The following is an 18,832-nucleotide window of genomic DNA, read 5'->3' as shown; positions in this document are numbered from 1 at the left end:
ACCTTCCTGCTCAGCCGGGCGCTAAGGGGTTGCCCGGAACGAGTAGGAGCTGGTGTAGTGCACAAATTCACCGGTACCGCCGCTGTCCAGCACCTTAGTGCCGGTGGTTGAACCGTCCAACACCACCGTGTTCGCCGCCACCGAGGAGATGGTGTTGTTCGCAGCAATGTAGTTGTTGGCACCGGAGGCCACCAGGATGATGGTGGGTTTCTGGCCGGCCGGGCTCACTGAACCCGAGGGGACGTCGTAGCTGAAGTGGTTGCCCGTTACCGTGTTCCCGCTTCCTGCCAGATGAACCAGACCAAAGAGGTCATCCAGGCCATTGTTGTAGGGCTTGAGGGGATCGAAGGGTTCCATTTGCCGCAGGAAGTGGTTGGCGCCCACGAGGTTCTCCGTGCAGCTGCCTTCGAAGTTGACCATGCCGGGATAAAACGCGTGGAAGCGGTTGCTGGTGATGGTGGAGCGCGTGCAGTTCTTGAAGTGCACGCTGCTCTTACCCCGTGGGAAGACATTGTTGGAGCTGACCAGCAAGCCCATGTGACCCTCCGCGTAAATGGAGAAACCCACGTAGCCCGCGCCGATCAGGTTGTCGGTGACCTTGGAGGCCTGCCCTGATCCGGTGAGCTCCACGCAGCTGCCGCATTCGGCGAGGAAGTTGCCGCTCACACTCAGGGCATCGGTATCCCGGACCACCAGGCCGTGTTCCAGATAGACCATGCCCATGCCTTCCACCCGGCAGGAGTCGTTCGCGGAGTCAAAACGGATGCCCGTTTTGCCGTTGACGTAGGAGTTCTGGTTGGAGTTGAAGGACACCCCGTCCAAGCAGAAGTTCTGAAAGACGATGGAACTCAGGCGTGGGTCGCCGGTCCGGTAAACCCTGAAGGCATCGGTGTTTCCGTCCGTATTTTCCACCCGGATCCGACTGCCACCGGGGTTGATTTCATGCCAGCTGGACGTGTTGCCTGCGTTGTAGCGGATGCTGCTGGACGTGAAGCCGTGACCGGATCCGCGGATGGTCAGGAAGCTGATGTCGACGTTGACCCGGGTCTTGAGCGAGTAGTCTCCTGGCGGGATGTAGACCACCGCGCCGGGCTTGGAGGCCTGGTTGGTCTGTTGGGATTTCACATCGGCGATGATGCTGTTGATGATGAGCCCAATGTCGTTGTAGGGCGTAGCGGACGGGTTTCCGGGGACAGACCAGGTGGTGACGTCGTAGACAGTGGTCACAGCGTGTTCTCCTCACATCGTTGGGGGTACTGCTTGAGTGGCCTTGCGTAGTGCTGGCGTTGCGCTAGAGCATGCCGATGATGGCTCGGTGCCCGTGCACTGCGGGGTGCTCCGGGGCCGCCTGCCGGGCGGGCTCCTTCGCCAAAGCTTCCTTGGCGGACAGCACGACGGCGGTGGCCGCCACTGCCGCAGCGGGAATCAACCGGAGGATGCTCCTTCGGCTCAGCGATGGGGATGGGGATGGGTCCATGGTTCTCCTTCGAACTCGTGGGGCTGGTTTGGAGTGGGCCGGTGTCCGGTTCATGGGCAGCGGCGCACCCGGTGCCAAAATGTGCCAAATCAGCCAAAATTTGCCAAAACGATTTGTCGAGTGGCGCGGATCACTTTATGGGCATCCCATCCCTACCGTCAAGAGGCCGAAAAGTTTCGCGGGAAACAGTTGACACAAGCATTCGTCCGGCCCTAATGTCATTGCCAAGTCGTTTTGGCAAAACGATTTTTCAAGCCAAAGACGTGAAATCCCCATCTCTCTGCAATTTCCGTTCAAGAGAAAGTGAGTCGACAGCGATGTCCACTCGAAACACCATCTCCAAGCTCGTCACCCTCGGCGGGCTGTGCACCGCCGTCGCACTCGTTGCCACCGGTTGTGGCGCCGGCGGTCCCGCACCATCCTCAGGCGGATCGGGCGGCTCCAGCTCCATCAATGTCCTGGTTGAAGCCGGCGGCCACGCCGAGCTGACAGGCGTAGCCGAGCAGTGCAAGAAGGACGCCGGCATCGACGTGAACTTCGTCGAACTCCCCTACGACGGCATGTTCAACCGCCTCTCCAGCGAGTTCTCCTCCGGCAACGTCTCCTTCGACGTCGCCGCACTCGACTCCGTATGGCTTCCCAGCTTCAAGGACGCCGTGCAGCCCCTGGACGAACTCTTCACGGACGACGTCAAGAAGGACATCTTCCCGGCCCTCGTCAAGGAAGCCAACGTGGATGGCCACTTCATCGGCATGCCGGCCTGGACCAATGCCGAGATCATCCTGTACCGCAAGGACCTGTTCGAGGACGCCAAGAACAAGGCTGACTTCCAAGCCAAGTACGGTTACGAGCTCGCCGCCCCCAAGACGTGGAAGCAGTACCAGGACATTTCCGCGTTCTTCACCAAAGACGGCATGTACGGCACGGACGTCAAGGGCGCCGTGGAAACTGAATGGCTGGCCCACGTCCTTCAGGCGGGCTCCCCCATGGTCCTGGACAAGGACAACAATGTGGTCATCGACAACGCCGCCCACAAGGAAGCCCTGGACTTCTACGTGAGCTTGGCCAAGGATGCCCCGAGCGGTGCAGCGCAGGTTGACTGGGCAGCAGCACAAAACCTGTTCAACCAGGGCAAGACCGCCATGACCCGCTTCTGGGCCCACGCCTACCGCCAGATTCCCGCCGATGCTCCGGTGGCAGGAAAGGTGGGAGCCGCAGCAATGATTGGCGGCAGCGCCGGCGTCGCAGGTGTTCCGGGACCGTGGTACCTCTCCGTTCCCAAAGCCACCAAGAACACTGACGCCGCCAAGAAGTTCGTCAAGTGCGCCTATGACTACAACGACAAGGGAATCGAATCCAAGCTCGGTTTGGCCTCCCGTATCAGCGCGTTTGAAAAATACCAGGACCAGCCTGGCTACGAGAGCTTCAAGCCGCTGATCGAGACCCTCAACGGCCAGGCAACGGCCACCCGACCCGCTACCGCCAAGTGGCAGCAGATCGTTGATACCGTCCTGATCCCGTTGCTGCAGAAGGCCGTGGCCGGTGGCGACACCTCAGCCCTCCTGGCCGATGCCAAGAAGCAGATCCAGGACCTCCTGAAGTAGAACTCCGCGGCCGGCACCGTTAGCAACTGAATGACAGTGCCGGCCGCGGTCCCAACCAGCAGAAAAGAAATACCGTGCGTATCTCCGATCGCCGCTTCGCCCTCTATCTGATGACGCCCGCGGCACTGTTCCTGGCCGTATTCGTGGCCTACCCCCTCTTCCGCCTGGTGGCAGACAGCTTCTTCAAGATCTCCCCCATCGCCGGCGGGCCCCGCGATTTTGTGGGGTTCCAAAACTACGTCACCGCCTTCACCTCCGAGGCCTTCACCAGCGCCGGGTGGCGTACGTTCGCCTACACCCTGGTGGTGGTGACCCTCGAATTCGCGCTCGGCCTGGGCATGGCACTGCTATTCACCACGCTGGGCAGGAAATCCCAGATTTGGCGGACCGTCTTCCTCTACCCGTTGATGATCGCCCCGATCGTGGCGGGCCTGCTGTGGAAGTTCCTGATGATCGACAACTTCGGTCTGATCGGAACGCTCCTCCACCAGGCAGGGATCCTTTCGGACCCCAACCAGATCGGCTGGCTGTCCGACCCCAACATCGTGCTGTTCTCGGTGGCCATCCCGGACATCTGGCTCACCACGTCCTTCATGTGCCTGGTGCTCTTCGCAGGCCTCCAGAACATCCCCGGCGATCTGATTGAGGCCGCCCGCCTGGATGGTGCACGGGCTCCGGCACTCCTGTTCCGGATCATCCTTCCCCTGCTTCGCCCAGTGATCGCCGTTGCACTGGTGGTCCGCGGAATCGATGCGGCCAGGGCCTTCGACACCATCCTCATCCAGACCAACGGCGGACCGCAGTCAGCCTCCGAGACGATGAGCCTGTTGATCTACCGCACCATGATCCGCTTCGGCGACCCCGGCCTGGCCAGTGCCATGGGCACCATCTACCTCCTCGCAATGCTCGCCATTGCCTTTGTTGCAGTGACCACCATCTGGCGGCCAGGAAAGGACAACTGATGAGCACCACGAGCGTCACCACCAAAGCCAGCCCGCCGTCGTCGGACTTCCCGGAAGCGCAGCCGCTGCGCAAGCGGCGCGGGGCCAACCGCGAAGGCCTCGAAGCCGGCCGGCGCAGCACCCGGACCATCCTTTGGATCCTGCTGGCAGCGGCCATGGTCCTCTACGGTTTCCCGTTCCTGTACCTGCTGTTCACGTCCTTCAAGACGCCGATCGATACCATCGCCGTCCCACCGACCATCCTTCCCAGGGAATGGACGCTGGAGAACTACACCAACGCCCTGGGCCGGAGCGGGGTGGTGGCATCCTTCATCAACAGCATCCAGACCGCCGTCATCAGCACCCTGCTATCGCTGGTTCTGGCCGTTCCGGCCGCCTACGGCATTACCCGCTACAAGACCCCCAGCGGTCAGGTATTCATCATGGCTGCACTGGTGACCCGCATGGTTCCACCCGTGGCCATCGGCATTCCGCTGGCGTCCATGATGGCCTCGGCGGGCTTGTCCGATACCCCGATCGCCCTCTCCATTGCGCATACCACCATCTCTCTGCCGCTCTCCATTTGGCTGATGTGCAGCTTCTTCGAATCCGTCCCCCGGGACCTTGAAGAGGCCGCAACCGTGGACGGCTGCAGCAGGCTTGGCGCCCTGTGGCGGGTAGTGATCCCGGTAGTGTCCGGCGGCATTGCGGTCACTGCGATCTTCGCCTTCCTGGCATCCTGGAACGAATTCCTGTTCGCACTCCTGATGACCGCCATCCGTTCGCAAACCACACCTGTGGTGATCGCGAACTTCCAGACCCAGTTCGGCCTGGATTGGGGATCCATGACGGCCCTCGCCGCCGTGTACTCGATTCCGGTCATCCTGCTGACACTTCTGCTGCAGCGCAAGATCGTCGCGGGCATGACGCTGGGCGCAGTCAAGGGCTAATGCCACCAAGGCCACTGCCACCATCAACGAGTAGCCTACTGATAGCCCTTCCGGGGCATCGCCAACCATAAGGACGTGGGAGCCACATGAGCAGCAAGAACATCGGTATCAAGGACGTTGCCGTCGCCGCCGGCGTGTCCGTCACCACCGTCTCCCACGTCCTTAACGAGGTCTCTTACGCGCGGATCAGCAGTGAAACCCGGGACAAGGTCCGGAACGCCGCCGAGGAGCTCGGCTACGGCCCCAACCGCCTGGCCCAGGCCCTGCGCACGCAGCGGACAGGAATGCTCGGCCTGGTCAGCGAGGAAATCGCTACCACACCCCATGCAGGCCGGATCATCCTCGGCGCTGATGAGGCGGCCAAGGCCCGGGGCTACAACCTGATGATCATCAACACCCCGGGCTCCGCCAGTCTCGAATCGAGGCAAGCCGACGTCCAGGCCCTCCTGGAGCGCCGGGTGGACGGGATCCTGTACGCCACCATGTACCACCGCAACGTGGAACTTCCCCGGAACCTGGAAAACGTACCGTCGGTCCTGGTGGACTCCGTGGCCATCGGCGGAAACATCACCGCGGTGGTCCCGGACGAAGACGGCGGCGCCCGCGCCGCCGTTGGGGCACTCCTGGACGCCGGCCACACCCGGATTGGATTCATCAACAACACCGACGACGTACCCGCCACCCGCCAGCGGCTCCAGGCCTTCCGGGCCATGCTCACCGAAGCAGGGCTCGACGGCGATGCCGCACCGGTCGAGTCCGAAGTCTCCGAAGTTCATGGCGGCTATGCGGCTGCCAAACGGATCCTGTCCCGGGAAGACCGCGCTGACGTGCCGACGGCACTGTTCTGCTACAACGACCGGATGGCCATGGGCGCCTACCGGGCAGCCGCCGAGTTAGGGCTCAGCATTCCCATGGACCTTTCCGTTGTGGGCTTCGATGACCAGGAACTCATTGCCGCCAACCTCTACCCCGGCCTTACCACCGTGGCCCTCCCCCATTACGAGATGGGGGCTTGGGCAACGGATCACCTTATTGATGCCATCGAGGGCAAAGAAGATCTTTCCTTAATGGCGCTCCACCCCACCGTCCTGGGCTGTCCCCTGGTTCGCCGTGACTCGGTCGCGGCTCCACGGTAAGCCCAACCAGCCCTTCAACGTCCCAAAAGGAACGCACCACATGTCCAGTAGCCTTGACGCCGCACGCCCGGAAACAGCCCCGGCCGTCACTCCCAGGTTCCGGCCTGCCATCCATTTCACGGCACAGGACACCTGGCTGAACGACCCCAACGGCCTGGTCTTCCACGACGGTTTGTACCACCTCTTCTTCCAGAACAATCCCTACGGCAGCGTCTGGGGCAACATGTCCTGGGGGCACGCCACCTCCCCGGACCTCCTGCGCTGGACCGAACACCCCGTGGCTATCGCAGGCGATGAAACAGAGGACATTTTCTCCGGAAGCGTGGTGGTGGACCACGGCAACACCTCCGGTTTCGGCACAGCCGGGGCGCCGGCTTTGGTGGCCATATATACCAGCGCTTTCAAGCCCGGGACCGAACACAGCGGCACGCAGGCGCAGTCCCTGGCGTACAGCTCCGATTCGGGAATGACCTGGCAAAAGTACGGCGGTAATCCGGTGCTCACCCGGGACTCAGCCCACTTCCGGGACCCCAAAGTCTTCCGTTACCACAGCGGAGCGAGCGCGTACTGGGTCATGGTCGCCGTCGAGGCCCAACAGCAGAAGGTGGTTCTCTACCGTTCCGACGACCTCAAAACCTGGGACTTCCTGAGCGACTTTGGCCCGGCCAACGCCGACGCCGGTGAGTGGGAATGCCCTGACCTCTTTCCCCTGGCGGTGGACGGGGATCCTGAGGACATGAAGTGGGTGCTGATCGTCAACGTGAATCCCGGCGCTGTCGCGGGAGGTTCCGGTGGACAGTACTTCGTAGGACAGTTCGACGGCGTCAGCTTCGTTCCGGACGCGGGTTCCCTTGCGGCGCCAGCGGGAGTCACCTCCCTGCCGGACGAATCTGCCAGGGCTGAGGCACTGCAACAATGCCTGTGGTTGGACTGGGGCCGCGACTGCTACGCCGCGGTGTCCTTCAGCGACGTCCCGGATGAGAAGCGCATCATCATCGGCTGGATGAATAACTGGGACTACGCCAACCAGTTGCCCACAGCACCGTGGCGGTCCTCCATGACCCTCGCCCGCGAGCTGAAGCTGACTTCAACCAGCGGCACCGCCCGGCTGGTCCAGTACCCCGTCCTCGCGGGTCCGGAGGAAGAACTGTTTCGCGCGGGCACCATCGAGTTGGGGTCGGAAGCCCTCGCCTTGCCGGACGCCGTACCGGGCACGGCGCTGGTTATTGAGGCTGAGATCGCGGCGGGAACCGCAGAGCGTGTTGAGCTGCGACTGCTGGCCAGCTCCGACGGACGCCAAGGCACCCTGCTGAGCTACACCCCCGGCAGCGGCAGGCTGACCCTTGACCGGACCCAGTCAGGGGACACCTCGTTCCACGGGAAGTTCGCATCCGTCGAATCCGCACCGGTTGCACTGGAAGACGGCGTCCTTAAGCTGCTCATTGTGGTGGACCAGTGCTCCGTGGAAGTCTTCGCCCAGGACGGCACGGTGGTCCTGACGGACCTGGTCTATCCGGATGCCGACAGCCGGGAAACCCGGTTGTCCGCCCAAGGCGGCACCGCCACAGTTCTCAAGCTCGTTGTCTCAACACCCGCCTAAGGAGCAGGTTCCAATGCAGAACATCCAAAAGCCAACCAGCAGTCCGGCAACCGAAGTCATGGTTGTGGGCGAGGCCCTGGTGGATATCGTCGTCTCGACCCACGGCACCGCGGAGCATCCGGGAGGATCTCCGGCGAACGTGGCCTACGGCCTCGGCAGGCTCGGCGTGCCCACCTCCTTGCTGACCTCCATTGGAGAAGACCACCATGGTGCTGCCATCCAGCGGCACCTGGCCGGTGCCGGCGTCGAACTCCTGGCCGGTGCCCGCGCAGGCGTCCGCAGCGCTACGGCAACCGCCACCCTGGCGTCGGACGGTTCAGCACGCTACGACTTCGACATTCAGTGGGACCTTCCCCGGATCACCCCAACCACCCTGCCCAAGATCCTGCACACAGGATCGATTGCCACCTTCCTGGAACCCGGAGCGGCAACTGTGCGCGATCTTCTTGAGCAGGTACATCAACGCTGTGTGGTCACCTACGATCCCAACATCCGGCCGGCCCTGGTGGGCAGCCACGCCCAGGCCACCACCACTTTCGAGGAACTCATTCCTTTCACCGACGTGGTCAAACTCAGTGATGAGGACGCGCACTGGCTTTACCCGGGCCTGTCCCTCGAAGACACTTCACGGCGCATCCTGGGCCTTGGGACCGGCCTCGTGGTGGTGACCAAGGGTTCGGAAGGATCCATGCTCTCGACCACCGGCGCCCAGGTCTTGGTTCCCTCCGTGACGTCCACCGTGGCTGACACCATTGGCGCGGGCGACTCGTACATGTCCGCCTTGATCTACGGGCTCCTCCAGACCGGAGTTGACCGACTCAATGAGGAGGCCCTGGAGTCGTTGGGCGGCCGGGCTGCCAAGGCCGCAGCCATCACTGTCCGTCGTGCGGGCGCCAACCCGCCGACGTCGGACGAGCTGCTGGCCGAACTGCCCGAACACCAGCCCGCCACCTGACCACCCCCAACTCCACGAGGATCCACAGCATGTCCAGCAGCAACTACTACGATGTGACCACCTGGCCCACCCCTACGGGTCAGGATGAGTTGAGGCCGGTGGTTCATAGCAAGTCCGCCAGCGTGGGGCGTGAACCAGGAGTCCAATCATCATGAGTTCGTCTTTGATCGCGGTGCGCGACGATGGTCGTATGCCCAGTCCCGGACCTCGTTCGGGGGGTCCGACCTCGCGGAGGTCGTTCTCCTCGGCGCAGAAGCTTGACCACCTGGCCGCCTACGAGGTGGCCGTCGCCAGCGGCCTGGGCGGTGCGTACCTGCGCGAGCACGGGTTGTACTCCTCGCTGGTCAGCGAGTGGCGCCGGATGCGTGACGCAGGGGTCCTCGCGGGGAAACAACCTGGGGAGAAGATCGGGCGGCTGTCGGCCGAGCAGGCGGAGATCGCCCGGTTGCGCCGTCAGCTCGACAAGGCCGAGCGGAGGTTGGTGACGACCGAGGCGGCGCTGGTGATCATGGGAAAAGCACACGATCTCTTGGACGTGCTTACCAAGAGATCGCGGGACGACTCCGAGCACACCACGCGTTGATGGCTACCTACCGTGAGCTGACCGGTGCGGGGGTCCCGACCCGGGCCGCGGCGATCCTGGTCGGGGTGTCGCGGGCGACCGCGACCCGCCGCCCCCGCACCCCGGTGGTGACCAGGGCCCGGGTGCCGGTGAACAAGCTCACCGACGCGGAACGGGCCGAGGTCCTGGCGGTCGTGAACAGCCCCAGGTTCGTGGACCTGCCCCCGATCCAGATCTACGCCCACCTGCTCGACGAGGGCGTGTATCTGGGGTCGATCTCCACGATCTACCGGGTGTTGACCGCGAACGCGCAGATCAAGGAGCGCCGCCGGTTGGCCCGCCACCCGGCCCGGACCATCCCCGAGCTCGTCGCCACCGCCCCCGGGCAGGTCTACTCGTGGGACATCACCAAGCTCGCCGGGCCCATCAAGGGCACCTACTTCGACGCCTACGTGATGATCGACATCTACTCCCGCTACATCGTCGGCGCGCACGTGCACGCGGCCGAGTCCGCCGTCCTGGCGGCCGAGATGATGAAGGAGATCTTCGGGGTCCACGGCATCCCGCAGGTCGTGCACGCCGACCGGGGCACGTCCATGACGTCCAAGACCGTCGCGGCGCTCCTGGCGGACCTGGAGGTCACCAAGTCACACAGCCGGCCCCGGGTGAGCAACGACAACCCCTACTCCGAAGCGTGGTTCAAGACGTTGAAGTTCGCGCCCGTGTTCCCCGAACGCTTCGGCTCCCTGACTGACGCCCGGTCGTTCATGGCCGACTTCGTCGCCGGCTACAACCATCACCACCACCACACCGGCATCGGACTGAACACCCCCGCTGACGTCCACTACGGCCTCGCCGCGGCGAAGGCTGGCGAGCGGGCTCTCGTCCTGGCCGCCGCCCGCGCCCGCAACCCCGAACGATTCGCCACCAACCGCGATCCGAAGATCCTGGCCATCCCACCGACGGCCTGGATCAACCAACCCGCCGACAACACCGGCATCGAGCTAGCCGCCTAACACCCACCGGCCTCAACTACCTTGACAAATTCCGCACCGGCGACCCGTCCAAGGATGTCGGCGAGGTCATCAACAGCATCATCGCCGACGTCAAGGAACGCCAGAACGCCACAGATGTGAACGACGGCGGCAAGCCCGGTGCGGTGATCTACCTGCCACCGGGCGACTACCGGCTGCGCACGCAGGTCCTGATCGACATCAGCTTCCTTCGGATCCAGGGCTCAGGCCACGGATTCACGTCCTCGAGCATCAGGTTCAACGTTCCCCAGGACGAATGGTCCGACCTTCATGAGCTGTGGCCCGGCGGCAGCCGCGTGCTGGTGGATCTTCCTCCCGCTGACAGCTCGGACCCCGCCAGCGGAGCAGCGTTCCTTGTTGAGCGTGCGGGCAGCCCCCGGATCAGTTCGGTGGAGTTCGCCAACTTCTGCATTGATGGCCTGCACTTCACCCCGGACGGCTCTGACCTTCCGGCCGAGAACACATACGTCAATGGCAAGACCGGGATTCACGTTGCCAGCGCCAACGACTCCTTCCGGGTCAACGAGATGGGCTTCATCTACCTCGAACACGCCCTGACCATCCACAACGCCGATGCCCTCTCCATCCACAACAACTTCATCGCCGAATGCGGAAGCTGCATCGAATTGCGAGGCTGGGGTCAGGCATCGAAGATCACGGACAACCTGATCGGCGCGGGATTCAAGGGCCGCTCGATCTATGCGGAGAACCATGGCGGACTCCTGGTCACGGCCAACAACGTCTTCCCACGGGGTGCCAGCAGCGTCCATTTCAGCGGTGTGACGCGCTCCAGCATCACCAACAACCGCCTGCATTCCTTCTATCCGGGCATGGTGGTCCTGGAGCGGAACAGCTCGGAAAACCTCGTGGCCACCAATCACTTCCTCCGCGACCACGAGCCCTGGACGCCGTTCCTCGGGATCGATAACGGGCTGGATGACCTCCACGGGGTCCTCAGTGTAAGCGGCAACAACAACTCGGTGATCGGCAACCACTTTTCACAGATCATCGACTCGGAGAGCGTCCGTCCGGAGGGCGCAACGCCGGTCATCATCCGCTTGCGTGAAGGCGCGGGCAATTTCGTGTCCAACAACCATGTGGTGGCCTTGAACGTGCACGCCAACGCCAGCAACGACTGCTTCGAGGCCCAGGTGGATGCCCTGCTGACCACCGACGCGGCTGAAGACCTGGCCGTGACCGCGGTCCTGGTGGACCGGGAATCAGCGCGGAACACCATCCTCGACTCGGGCAGGGAAACCCAAATCACCGCGGACCGGGCAAGCAACGCCATCCGTCCCACCCCTTAACCTGGCAGTTTTTGTCCAGCTAATGCCCTTAAGATTCGTTCTTAGGGGCATTACCTGTACAAAAACTCGCAAGGGGGACCACGTGCCAGAGACTATCCGCACCGCAACAGCCAACGACGCCGGGAAGCTGGCTGAGCTTGCCGCCATCACCTTCCCGCTGGCGTGCCCGCCGGGCTCCTCACCGGACGATATCCAGGCGCACCTTGAGAAGACACTCAGCGAGGCCAACTTTTCGGAATACCTCGCCGATGCGAACATCACGGTCATGGTGCTCGACGACGACGGGCAGCTCACCGGGTACACCATGCTGATCGCCAAGCCGGCAAGCGACCCCGACGTCGCCTCGGTGCTTTCGGCGCAGCCCTCCACCGAACTGAGCAAATGCTACGTCCACCCGGACCACCACGGAAAGGGCGCCGCAGCACGGCTGATCCAGGCATCCCTGGCCCTGGCCGCGGACAAGGGCGCATCCGGGGTGTGGCTGGGCGTCAACAGCGAGAACGCCAAGGCCATCCGCTTCTACGAGAAGAGCGGTTTCCAGCGCGTCGGCACCAAATCGTTCAAGCTCGGCAACACGGTGGAACACGACTTCGTCATGGAGAACAGGCTCTAGCCAAACAAGTCCCCGGCCAGCTGCGGCCGGGGGTCGTTGCGCAAATGGAGTCCCTCCGGAAGGCCGCTGACGGTACCCGAGGAACCGGACGCCCGCACGGTGAGCCGCGAACTCCCGAGCAGCACGTTGTCGGCCGTGAACCCACCGAAGGACTCCGGGAGGATAGGAGCCAAGTGGAGCACGTCCCGCGTGAAATCGGGATCGAACCGCAACAGGATCCGGGCCAGTTGGACCGGTGCCGCAGCCGCCCACGCCTGCGGGGAACACGCCGTCGGATACGGTACGGGCTCCGCGAACTCTGAACGGTCAAAGCCGCAAAAGAGCTCAGGGAGCTGACCGCCAAAGTGCTCGGCGGCGTCGAACAGTCCACTGGCCACCCGGCTGGCTTCGTCCACGAAGCCGTAGCGCATGAGTCCCGTGGCGGCGAGCGCCGTATCGTGGGGCCAGACTGAGCCGTTGTGGTAGCTGACGGGGTTGTAGGCACCCATGTCGGAGCCGAGGGTGCGGATGCCCCAGCCGGTGAACATCTCCTTGGTCATCAGCCGCTCCGCCACCTGCGGCGCCTTGTCCTCGTCGACGATGCCCACCCACAGGCAATGGCCCATGTTGGACGTACACGAATCCACGGGGTTCTTGTCCTTGTCCAGCGCCAGGGCGAAGTAACCCTTGTCCGGCAACCAGAAGGTCTTGTTGAAGGCCTCTTTCAGCTCTGCGGCCTTGTCCGCGCAACGGCGTTCGACGGCGGTGTCGCCCGCCGCACGCGCCAGCAGGGACCGGCCCACGTAGGCCGCGTAGGCGTAGGCCTGGACTTCACACAGGGCGATCGGTGCCTCCGCCATCCGGCCGTCAGCAAAGTTGATCCCGTCCCACGAATCCTTCCATCCCTGGTTCACCAGTCCGTGGTTGTTGGGGCGCTGGTATTCGATGAACCCGTCCCCGTCCCGGTCGCCGTACTTCTCCATCCATTCGATGGCCCGGTCAGCATGAGGGAGAAGGGACTCGATGATGTCCTCCCCCAGGCCCCAGCGGCTCAACTCGCCCAGGGTGGAGACGAAAAGCGGTGTCGCATCGGCTGTGCCGTAATAGGCGGTGCCGCCCAACGACAACCCCGCCGTGATCCCGAGCCGGACCTCGTGCGGCATGCGCCCGGGCTCCTCTTCGGAATCGGGGTCCACCTTGCTGCCTTGGAGTCCGGCCAGTGTTTGGAGCGTCCCGGCGGCCAGGCTCGGATCAACCATGAGGGACATGTAGGAGGCCAGCAGGGAGTCCCGTCCGAAGAGGGCCATGAACCACGGCGCCCCGGCGGCGACGGCGGCACGGCCGGGGTGTTCGTCGTCGAAAATCCTCAGTGATCCGAGGTCCCGCTGACTTTGGGCAAGGACGTCCGTGACGTTTTGGTCGCTGACCGTGATGCGCGGAACGTGCTCCTCCCATTGGGTCTGCCGGCGTGCTCCCGTGCTGTGTTTAAGGGGCGTTCCTGCGGTGAAGGGATCGTCCGGGGCCTCACCGTTGACCAGCGGCAGGGCAATGATGGTGGTCGACCACTGCTCACGGGCAGGGATGGTGACGTTGAACGTCAGCCCTTCCTCCGTGACTTTTGCCCCGTGCGCCTGGAACAGCACTCCCCGTCGCTGTCCGCTGGAGTGCAGGGCGTCTATGTGCAGCCCGTCCTGACGCGCCGCCTTGATGGTTTCCTCGGCGGTTCCCACCCTGCCGCCTTTGACGTCGAAGAGGTCGGCGAGGTCGGCGTCGATCAGCAGCTCGATGGTGCACGTTGACGGGGTGCCGGAGTAGTTGGTGATGGTGAGGTCATCGCGGAGCCCTGATCCGATGCTGCGCTGGTGCCGGACCAGCAGCGGGCTTTCAAAGCGCCCGTCCTCGGTACACGCCCGGCCCACGTATTCAGCCTGGAACGACGTCGGGTTGCGGGCCACCAGGGGCTCCCGGGGTTCGCCGTTGATGCGCAGCACCCAGCGGGACACAATGCGCGTGTCCTGGTAATACGCGCCTTGCGAACCGCCTGCGTGGATGTCGCCCGGGTGGGCGGAAATGCAGAAGGACGAGCCTTCGACGACGGTCACCGCCCCCAGTTCGGATGCTCCGGCTTCCGTGTCTGCGTTCCAAGCGGTCATGCGCGGCAGGGCTCCTCTGGCGGGGTTGGTTTCGCGGACAAGCGACCTCTGGCTACGAGGCCTGCCTCTGATTCTCTTCCACGTAGCCGCCGTCGGGAAGTCCCTTGCTGCTGAATTGTTGAAGGATGCGCGAATAGAGGGCCAGATGCTCGGCAGCCATCCGGCCGGCGCTGAAGTACTCGTCCACGGAGCGCCGGCATTCGGCCCGGCTCAAGTGTGCGGCGGTATCCAGGAAACCGGCGAGGTCCCGGACCTCGCCCAGGAAGCCGGTCTTGCCGTGCTTGACGATTTCCGGAGCGGCACCCATCGGGGTGGCGACAACAGGTGTGCCCGTGGCCAGTGACTCGATCATGACCAACCCAAAAGGCTCGGGCCATTGGATGGGGTTGATCAATGCCACGGCACCGCCCATGAGCTCGTATTTTTCGGGGTCGGAGAGTTCACCCAGGAACTCCTCCTGCGGGCCCAGGGCCGGCTTCACGACTTCCCGGAAGAAGTCCTGTTCGTCTTTGGCGTGCATTTTGGCGGCTATTTTCAGCGGTACACCGGCCTCGCGGGCAACCGCTACCGCTTCCATGAGCCCCTTGTCCTGGCACATCCGTCCCACAAAGCACGCATAACCGCCTAGCCCGTCCCCCATGGACACAGTGGACAAGTCCAAGCCATGGTGGATGACCGCTGCAACGTTGAGGTCCGGGAACATGGACCGTTGGTCATTGGAGATGGCGATGATGGACGTGTCCCGCTCCATGGCGCGGTAGAGCTCCGCCGACTGGGCGGTGAACTGGCCGTGGATGGTGGTGACCACGGGGATGGCAGGGGGACGGTGGGCATAGAGGGGGCCGGCCAGCGTATGGTCGTGGATGACGTCCACCCCGCCCAGCCCGCGGTAGGCCTTGATGACGTGGTCCAGCTCGCTGAGGGTCAGGCCAAGCGCATCCGGCTGGCTTGGGCCGAAACCGGGGATGCGGGGCACCGGACAGGTGCTGTCGGAGGCCGCCGCCAGGAGGACTTCATGCCCGGCGTCAACCAGCGCGCGGGCGAGGGCGTCCACCACCCTTTCCGTGCCGCCGTATTTTTCGGGCGGGACGGTAAACCATGGTCCAACAATGAGTCCAATGCGCATCCGGGCCTCCGCGCATAACCCCCAAACCATGGGCTGGCTTCATAACCCTCCTCAAGGCTAGGCGTCCCGTGAGGAAAATAACAGGCCGCCGCCGGAATGCCCTGGAGCCGGGCGGGGTTGACGCAACCATGAAGATTGAGATCTGGTCAGACGTCGCGTGCCCGTGGTGCTACATCGGCAAGCGCCGTTTCGAGACCGCACTGGCACAGTTCCCCCACCGCGACTCCGTGGACATCGAATGGAAGAGCTACCAGCTGGATCCGTCCGTTCCGGGGCATTATGACGGCACGGAGCTGGACTACCTCAGCCAGCGCAAGGGCATGGCTCCGGAGCAGGTCAAGCAGATGTTCGCGCACGTCACGGAGACCGCCAAGGGCGAAGGCCTGGATTACCACTTCGACAAGGTGGTTGTGGCCAACAGCTTCACCGCCCACCGCCTCATCCACCTGGCGGCCGGCCACGGACGCCAGGACGCCGCCAAGGAACGACTGCTCAGCGACCACTTTGAGCACGGCAAGGACATCGGCAACCAGGAGTACCTGACGGAGCTCGGTGAAGCCCTCGGCCTGCCGGCACAGGAAGTTGCCGAACTCTTCACGTCCGACAAATTCACGGACGAGGTCAATGAAGACATCAACGAGGCCCGTGCCATCGGCGTGACCGGCGTTCCGTTTTTCGTGATCGACCGCAAGTACGGCATCTCCGGTGCCCAGCCTGCCGAACTTTTCAGCCAGGCCCTGAACCAGGCATGGCAGGAAGCCAACCCGCTGATCCCGGTCGGCGCTTCCGACGCCGAGGCCTGCGGCCCGGACGGCTGCAGCGTTTAACCCAACGCGGGGTCACTTATGGCCCAAAATCCCTCTTGGGATAGGCCATAAGTGACCCCGCGTTGCTTTATTGGCGAGGGCTAGGCCTTCGCCACCTCAAGCTCGACGACGGCCCAGGACAGGGCGGGCAGCGTCAGGCGCAGCTCCGAACCAGTCGCCTTCACGCCGTCCAGCGGCTTGAGCCCAACCCGGCCCGGCTGGTCCTGGCTGTTGATGGTGAAGCGGTCGCCGCCGTCGGGAATTTCCAGGACCTCGGCGCGGACCACCTGCCGGGCGTCGAACCCGCGCAGGGCGGTCTCGACGTCGGCCGCTTCCTCCAGGCCGCGGTTCGCGAAGAACAAGGCAACCCGGCCCGTTTCCTCGTTCCACGTTGCGCTGACGTCCACCAGGTCGGTGTCCCCGAACCGGTTGTTGGAGTACTTGTCCGAATCAACTGAGAGCCGCAGGATCTGTCCTGTGGCGAGCTCTGCCATCCGGGCGAACGGGTGGAAAATGGTCTGCTTCCAGGCCGGCCCGTTTTCCTCGGAAAGGATCGGTGCGATCACGTTGACCAGCTGCGCCTGGTTGGCGATCTTTACCCGGTCGCCATGGCGCAGCAGCGAGTTGAGCAGGGTCCCCACCACTACGGCGTCGGTCACGTTGTACTGGTCCTCGATGACACGCGGGTGTTCGCGCCACGGAGCCTTGACGATGTTGCTCAGCTGGTCCTCGGTGTCCCGGCCGCGCTGGTACCAGACGTTCCACTCATCAAAGGACAGGTTGATGTGCTTCTTGTGCTTGCCCTTGGCCCTGACGGCATCGGCCGTAGCGATCACTGACTCAATGAAGTAGTCGGTGTCGACGGCGGACGCCAGGAAGCTGCCGACGTCGCCCTCCTCCTCGAAGTAGTAGGCGTGGAGGGACACATAGTCCACTTCCTCATAGGTGTGCGTGAGGACGGTCTGCTCCCAGGCCCCGAAGGTGGGCATCCTGGAATTCGAGCTGCCGCACGCGACGAGTTCAATGGACGGATCCACGTATCGCATGGCCTTGGCGGCTTCCTGGGCCAGACGGCCGTATTCATCGGCTGTCTTGTGCCCGATCTGCCACGGGCCATCCATCTCATTGCCGAGGCACCAAAGCTTGATGTCGAACGGGTCCTTGTGGCCGTTCTTCGCCCGGAGGTCAGACCAGTACGTGCCTCCGCTGTGGTTGGAGTACTCCACAATGGCACGGGCTTCCTCGACTCCCTTGGTGCCCAGGTTGATGGCTTCCATGATTTCGGTGCCGGCCTGCCTGGACCAGTCGACGAATTCGTGCAGGCCAAAGGCGTTGGTCTCCACGGTGTGCCAGGCGCCATCCAGGCGGCGGGGCCTGTTTTCCCGTGGACCGATCCCGTCTTCCCAGTTGTAGCCGGAGACGAAGTTGCCGCCGGGGTACCGGACAACGGTGGCGCCGAGTTCCTTGACGAGCTTGAGGACGTCCTGGCGGAAGCCGTGGTCGTCAGCCTCCGGGTGGCCGGGTTCGTAAATCCCGGTGTAGACGCAGCGGCCCATGTGCTCCACGAAGGAGCCGAAGAGCCGGCGGGGTACCTCCCCGATGGTGAAGTCGCGATCGAGGGTGATGCGTGCGCGGGACATGTATCTCCTTGGTTGTGTGTTTCAGGTCTGGTGGTGCAGCAATGCGGACCGGTCAGGTCCCGGCAAGTCCTGTGGTGGAAATGCCCTTGATGATCTGGCGTTGGAAGAACAGGAAGACGACAATCAGCGGCAGCGCGGCCAGCAATGCCGACGCCATGTTCTGGGCGTACTGCACGCCGTAGGCGCTCTTGATGGTCTGCAGGCCCACCGGAAGGGTCAGCAGGGAATCGTCGTTGGTGGAGATGAACGGCCACAGGAAGTTGTTCCACGCGCCGATGAACACAAAGATCGCGACGGCGGCCAGGATCGGCCGGGACAACGGCAGGATGATCTGCATGAAGATCCGGAGCCGGCTGGCCCCGTCCATCACGGCCGCTTCTTCGAGTTCACGCGGAATCTGGTCGAAGAACCTCTTGAGGACGAACACCATGGCGGGGTGGATCACCTGCGGAAGGATGATGGCCCACGGGGTATCGATCATCTTGAACGCGAGCATTTGGTAGAAAAGCGGGATCATGAGTACCGGCGGCGGCACGATGATGCTGGCGATGATGGCCGTCATCAGTACCTTCTTGCCCTTGAACTCGATCCGGGACAATGCATAAGCGATGAGGGCGGAGATCACCAGCGTGATGAGGGTGATCGCAGCGGAGGTGTAGAGCGAATTCCATGTCCAGAGCGGGATGTTGCCGGCTTGGAAGACGTTGGCAAAAGCGTCGAACGTAAAGCCCGACGGCGGGATCCAGCTGACCTTCGAGGCCGAGGCGTCCGCTTCGGATTTGAAGGCGGTGACCGTTGCCCAGGCGAAGGGAACCAACCACAGGACAGCGAGGACGGCGGCGACCACGACGGCTGCGGCCTTGCCCACTGTCAGCTTCTTGCGTGGTTGGCGGATGACCTGGCCGGCAGTGCTGCGCGGGATGGATCGGGTGAGGGTTGTATTTGCCAT

16 protein-coding genes are annotated in these 18,832 nt (G+C 63.6%); 10 read left to right on the top strand and 6 right to left on the bottom strand.

Annotation, left to right across the window (positions count from 1 at the left end; genetic code table 11):
• Positions 1-21: 21 nt before the first annotated feature.
• Positions 22-1,227, bottom strand: a complete 1,206-nt coding sequence (locus HMI60_RS07300; protein WP_079581599.1) for a NosD domain-containing protein — start codon at positions 1,225-1,227, stop codon at positions 22-24.
• Between the two features lie 64 nt (positions 1,228-1,291).
• Positions 1,292-1,477, bottom strand: a complete 186-nt coding sequence (locus HMI60_RS07295) for a hypothetical protein (protein WP_193590844.1) — start codon at positions 1,475-1,477, stop codon at positions 1,292-1,294.
• 317 nt (positions 1,478-1,794) lie between these two features.
• On the opposite strand from HMI60_RS07295, the gene HMI60_RS07290 reads away from it, so the two are divergent.
• The 9 genes from HMI60_RS07290 (at position 1,795) to HMI60_RS07250 (ending at position 12,179) form a co-directional block, all read left to right on the top strand.
• Positions 1,795-3,081, top strand: coding sequence for an ABC transporter substrate-binding protein (locus HMI60_RS07290; protein WP_193590843.1), 1,287 nt, complete (start codon positions 1,795-1,797; stop codon positions 3,079-3,081).
• 74 nt (positions 3,082-3,155) lie between these two features.
• A complete protein-coding gene (locus HMI60_RS07285) occupies positions 3,156-4,043 on the top strand; it encodes a carbohydrate ABC transporter permease (protein ID WP_039239628.1) in 888 nt (295 codons plus the stop codon).
• Positions 4,043-4,972 (top strand): carbohydrate ABC transporter permease, encoded by a 930-nt coding sequence (locus tag HMI60_RS07280; RefSeq protein ID WP_227453676.1) that lies wholly within the window; start codon positions 4,043-4,045, stop codon positions 4,970-4,972. The genes HMI60_RS07285 and HMI60_RS07280 overlap by 1 nt, the downstream gene beginning before the upstream one ends.
• Positions 4,973-5,058: 86 nt before the next feature.
• On the top strand, positions 5,059-6,108 hold the full coding sequence (locus HMI60_RS07275) for a LacI family DNA-binding transcriptional regulator (RefSeq protein ID WP_193590842.1): 1,050 nt from the start codon (positions 5,059-5,061) through the stop codon (positions 6,106-6,108).
• A 40-nt stretch (positions 6,109-6,148) separates the two neighbouring features.
• Positions 6,149-7,708, top strand: coding sequence for a glycoside hydrolase family 32 protein (locus HMI60_RS07270; RefSeq protein WP_193590841.1), 1,560 nt, complete (start codon positions 6,149-6,151; stop codon positions 7,706-7,708).
• 13 nt (positions 7,709-7,721) lie between these two features.
• Positions 7,722-8,663: a carbohydrate kinase gene (locus HMI60_RS07265; RefSeq protein ID WP_193590840.1), complete on the top strand. Its 942-nt coding sequence runs from the start codon at positions 7,722-7,724 to the stop codon at positions 8,661-8,663.
• Between the two features lie 190 nt (positions 8,664-8,853).
• A protein-coding gene (locus HMI60_RS07260) for an IS3 family transposase (RefSeq protein ID WP_094067111.1) occupies positions 8,854-10,241 on the top strand; the annotation gives its coding sequence in 2 pieces (ribosomal slippage) (positions 8,854-9,196 and positions 9,196-10,241; 1,389 coding nt in all).
• 68 nt (positions 10,242-10,309) lie between these two features.
• Positions 10,310-11,566 carry a NosD domain-containing protein gene (locus HMI60_RS07255; RefSeq protein ID WP_227453716.1) on the top strand — a complete coding sequence of 419 codons (1,257 nt, stop codon included), beginning with the start codon at positions 10,310-10,312 and terminating at the stop codon, positions 11,564-11,566.
• An 82-nt stretch (positions 11,567-11,648) separates the two neighbouring features.
• Positions 11,649-12,179: a GNAT family N-acetyltransferase gene (locus HMI60_RS07250; protein WP_018778066.1), complete on the top strand. Its 531-nt coding sequence runs from the start codon at positions 11,649-11,651 to the stop codon at positions 12,177-12,179.
• On the opposite strand, the gene HMI60_RS07245 is transcribed toward HMI60_RS07250, so the two are convergent.
• Positions 12,176-14,311: an amylo-alpha-1,6-glucosidase gene (locus HMI60_RS07245; RefSeq protein ID WP_193590839.1), complete on the bottom strand. Its 2,136-nt coding sequence runs from the start codon at positions 14,309-14,311 to the stop codon at positions 12,176-12,178. The genes HMI60_RS07250 and HMI60_RS07245 overlap by 4 nt on opposite strands.
• A gap of 52 nt (positions 14,312-14,363) precedes the next feature.
• Entirely contained in the window at positions 14,364-15,437 is a 1,074-nt protein-coding gene (locus HMI60_RS07240; RefSeq protein ID WP_193590838.1) for a glycosyltransferase family 4 protein, read from the bottom strand.
• Between the two features lie 68 nt (positions 15,438-15,505).
• On the opposite strand from HMI60_RS07240, the gene HMI60_RS07235 reads away from it, so the two are divergent.
• A complete protein-coding gene (locus HMI60_RS07235) occupies positions 15,506-16,264 on the top strand; it encodes a DsbA family oxidoreductase (protein WP_255520247.1) in 759 nt (252 codons plus the stop codon).
• 80 nt (positions 16,265-16,344) lie between these two features.
• Here HMI60_RS07235 and HMI60_RS07230 read toward each other — a convergent pair whose 3' ends face one another.
• Together HMI60_RS07230 and HMI60_RS07225 are read right to left on the bottom strand one after the other, a co-directional pair.
• Positions 16,345-17,883, bottom strand: a complete 1,539-nt coding sequence (locus tag HMI60_RS07230; RefSeq protein WP_193590837.1) for an alpha-N-arabinofuranosidase — start codon at positions 17,881-17,883, stop codon at positions 16,345-16,347.
• 52 nt (positions 17,884-17,935) lie between these two features.
• The gene (locus tag HMI60_RS07225) at positions 17,936-18,832 is read right to left on the bottom strand and encodes a carbohydrate ABC transporter permease (RefSeq protein ID WP_018778071.1); all 897 of its coding nucleotides are present in this window, start codon (positions 18,830-18,832) and stop codon (positions 17,936-17,938) included.

This window comes from Paenarthrobacter sp. YJN-D, assembly GCF_015040335.1.
GTDB classification, from domain to species: Bacteria; Actinomycetota; Actinomycetes; order Actinomycetales; family Micrococcaceae; genus Arthrobacter; species Arthrobacter nicotinovorans.
This window is presented reverse-complemented; position numbering and strand designations above follow the sequence as displayed.

Bases quoted from the DNA above. Each gene is read 5' to 3' on its own strand.
- HMI60_RS07225 (WP_018778071.1), bottom strand. From the start codon at position 18,832: ATGGCAAATACAACCCTCACCCGATCCATCCCGCGCAGCACTGCCGGC.
- HMI60_RS07230 (WP_193590837.1), bottom strand. From the start codon at position 17,883: ATGTCCCGCGCACGCATCACCCTCGATCGCGACTTCACCATCGGGGAG.
- HMI60_RS07265 (WP_193590840.1), top strand. From the start codon at position 7,722: ATGCAGAACATCCAAAAGCCAACCAGCAGTCCGGCAACCGAAGTCATG.
- HMI60_RS07295 (WP_193590844.1), bottom strand. From the start codon at position 1,477: ATGGACCCATCCCCATCCCCATCGCTGAGCCGAAGGAGCATCCTCCGG.
- HMI60_RS07245 (WP_193590839.1), bottom strand. From the start codon at position 14,311: ATGACCGCTTGGAACGCAGACACGGAAGCCGGAGCATCCGAACTGGGG.
- HMI60_RS07290 (WP_193590843.1), top strand. From the start codon at position 1,795: ATGTCCACTCGAAACACCATCTCCAAGCTCGTCACCCTCGGCGGGCTG.
- HMI60_RS07280 (WP_227453676.1), top strand. From the start codon at position 4,043: ATGAGCACCACGAGCGTCACCACCAAAGCCAGCCCGCCGTCGTCGGAC.
- HMI60_RS07240 (WP_193590838.1), bottom strand. From the start codon at position 15,437: ATGCGCATTGGACTCATTGTTGGACCATGGTTTACCGTCCCGCCCGAA.
- HMI60_RS07275 (WP_193590842.1), top strand. From the start codon at position 5,059: ATGAGCAGCAAGAACATCGGTATCAAGGACGTTGCCGTCGCCGCCGGC.
- HMI60_RS07270 (WP_193590841.1), top strand. From the start codon at position 6,149: ATGTCCAGTAGCCTTGACGCCGCACGCCCGGAAACAGCCCCGGCCGTC.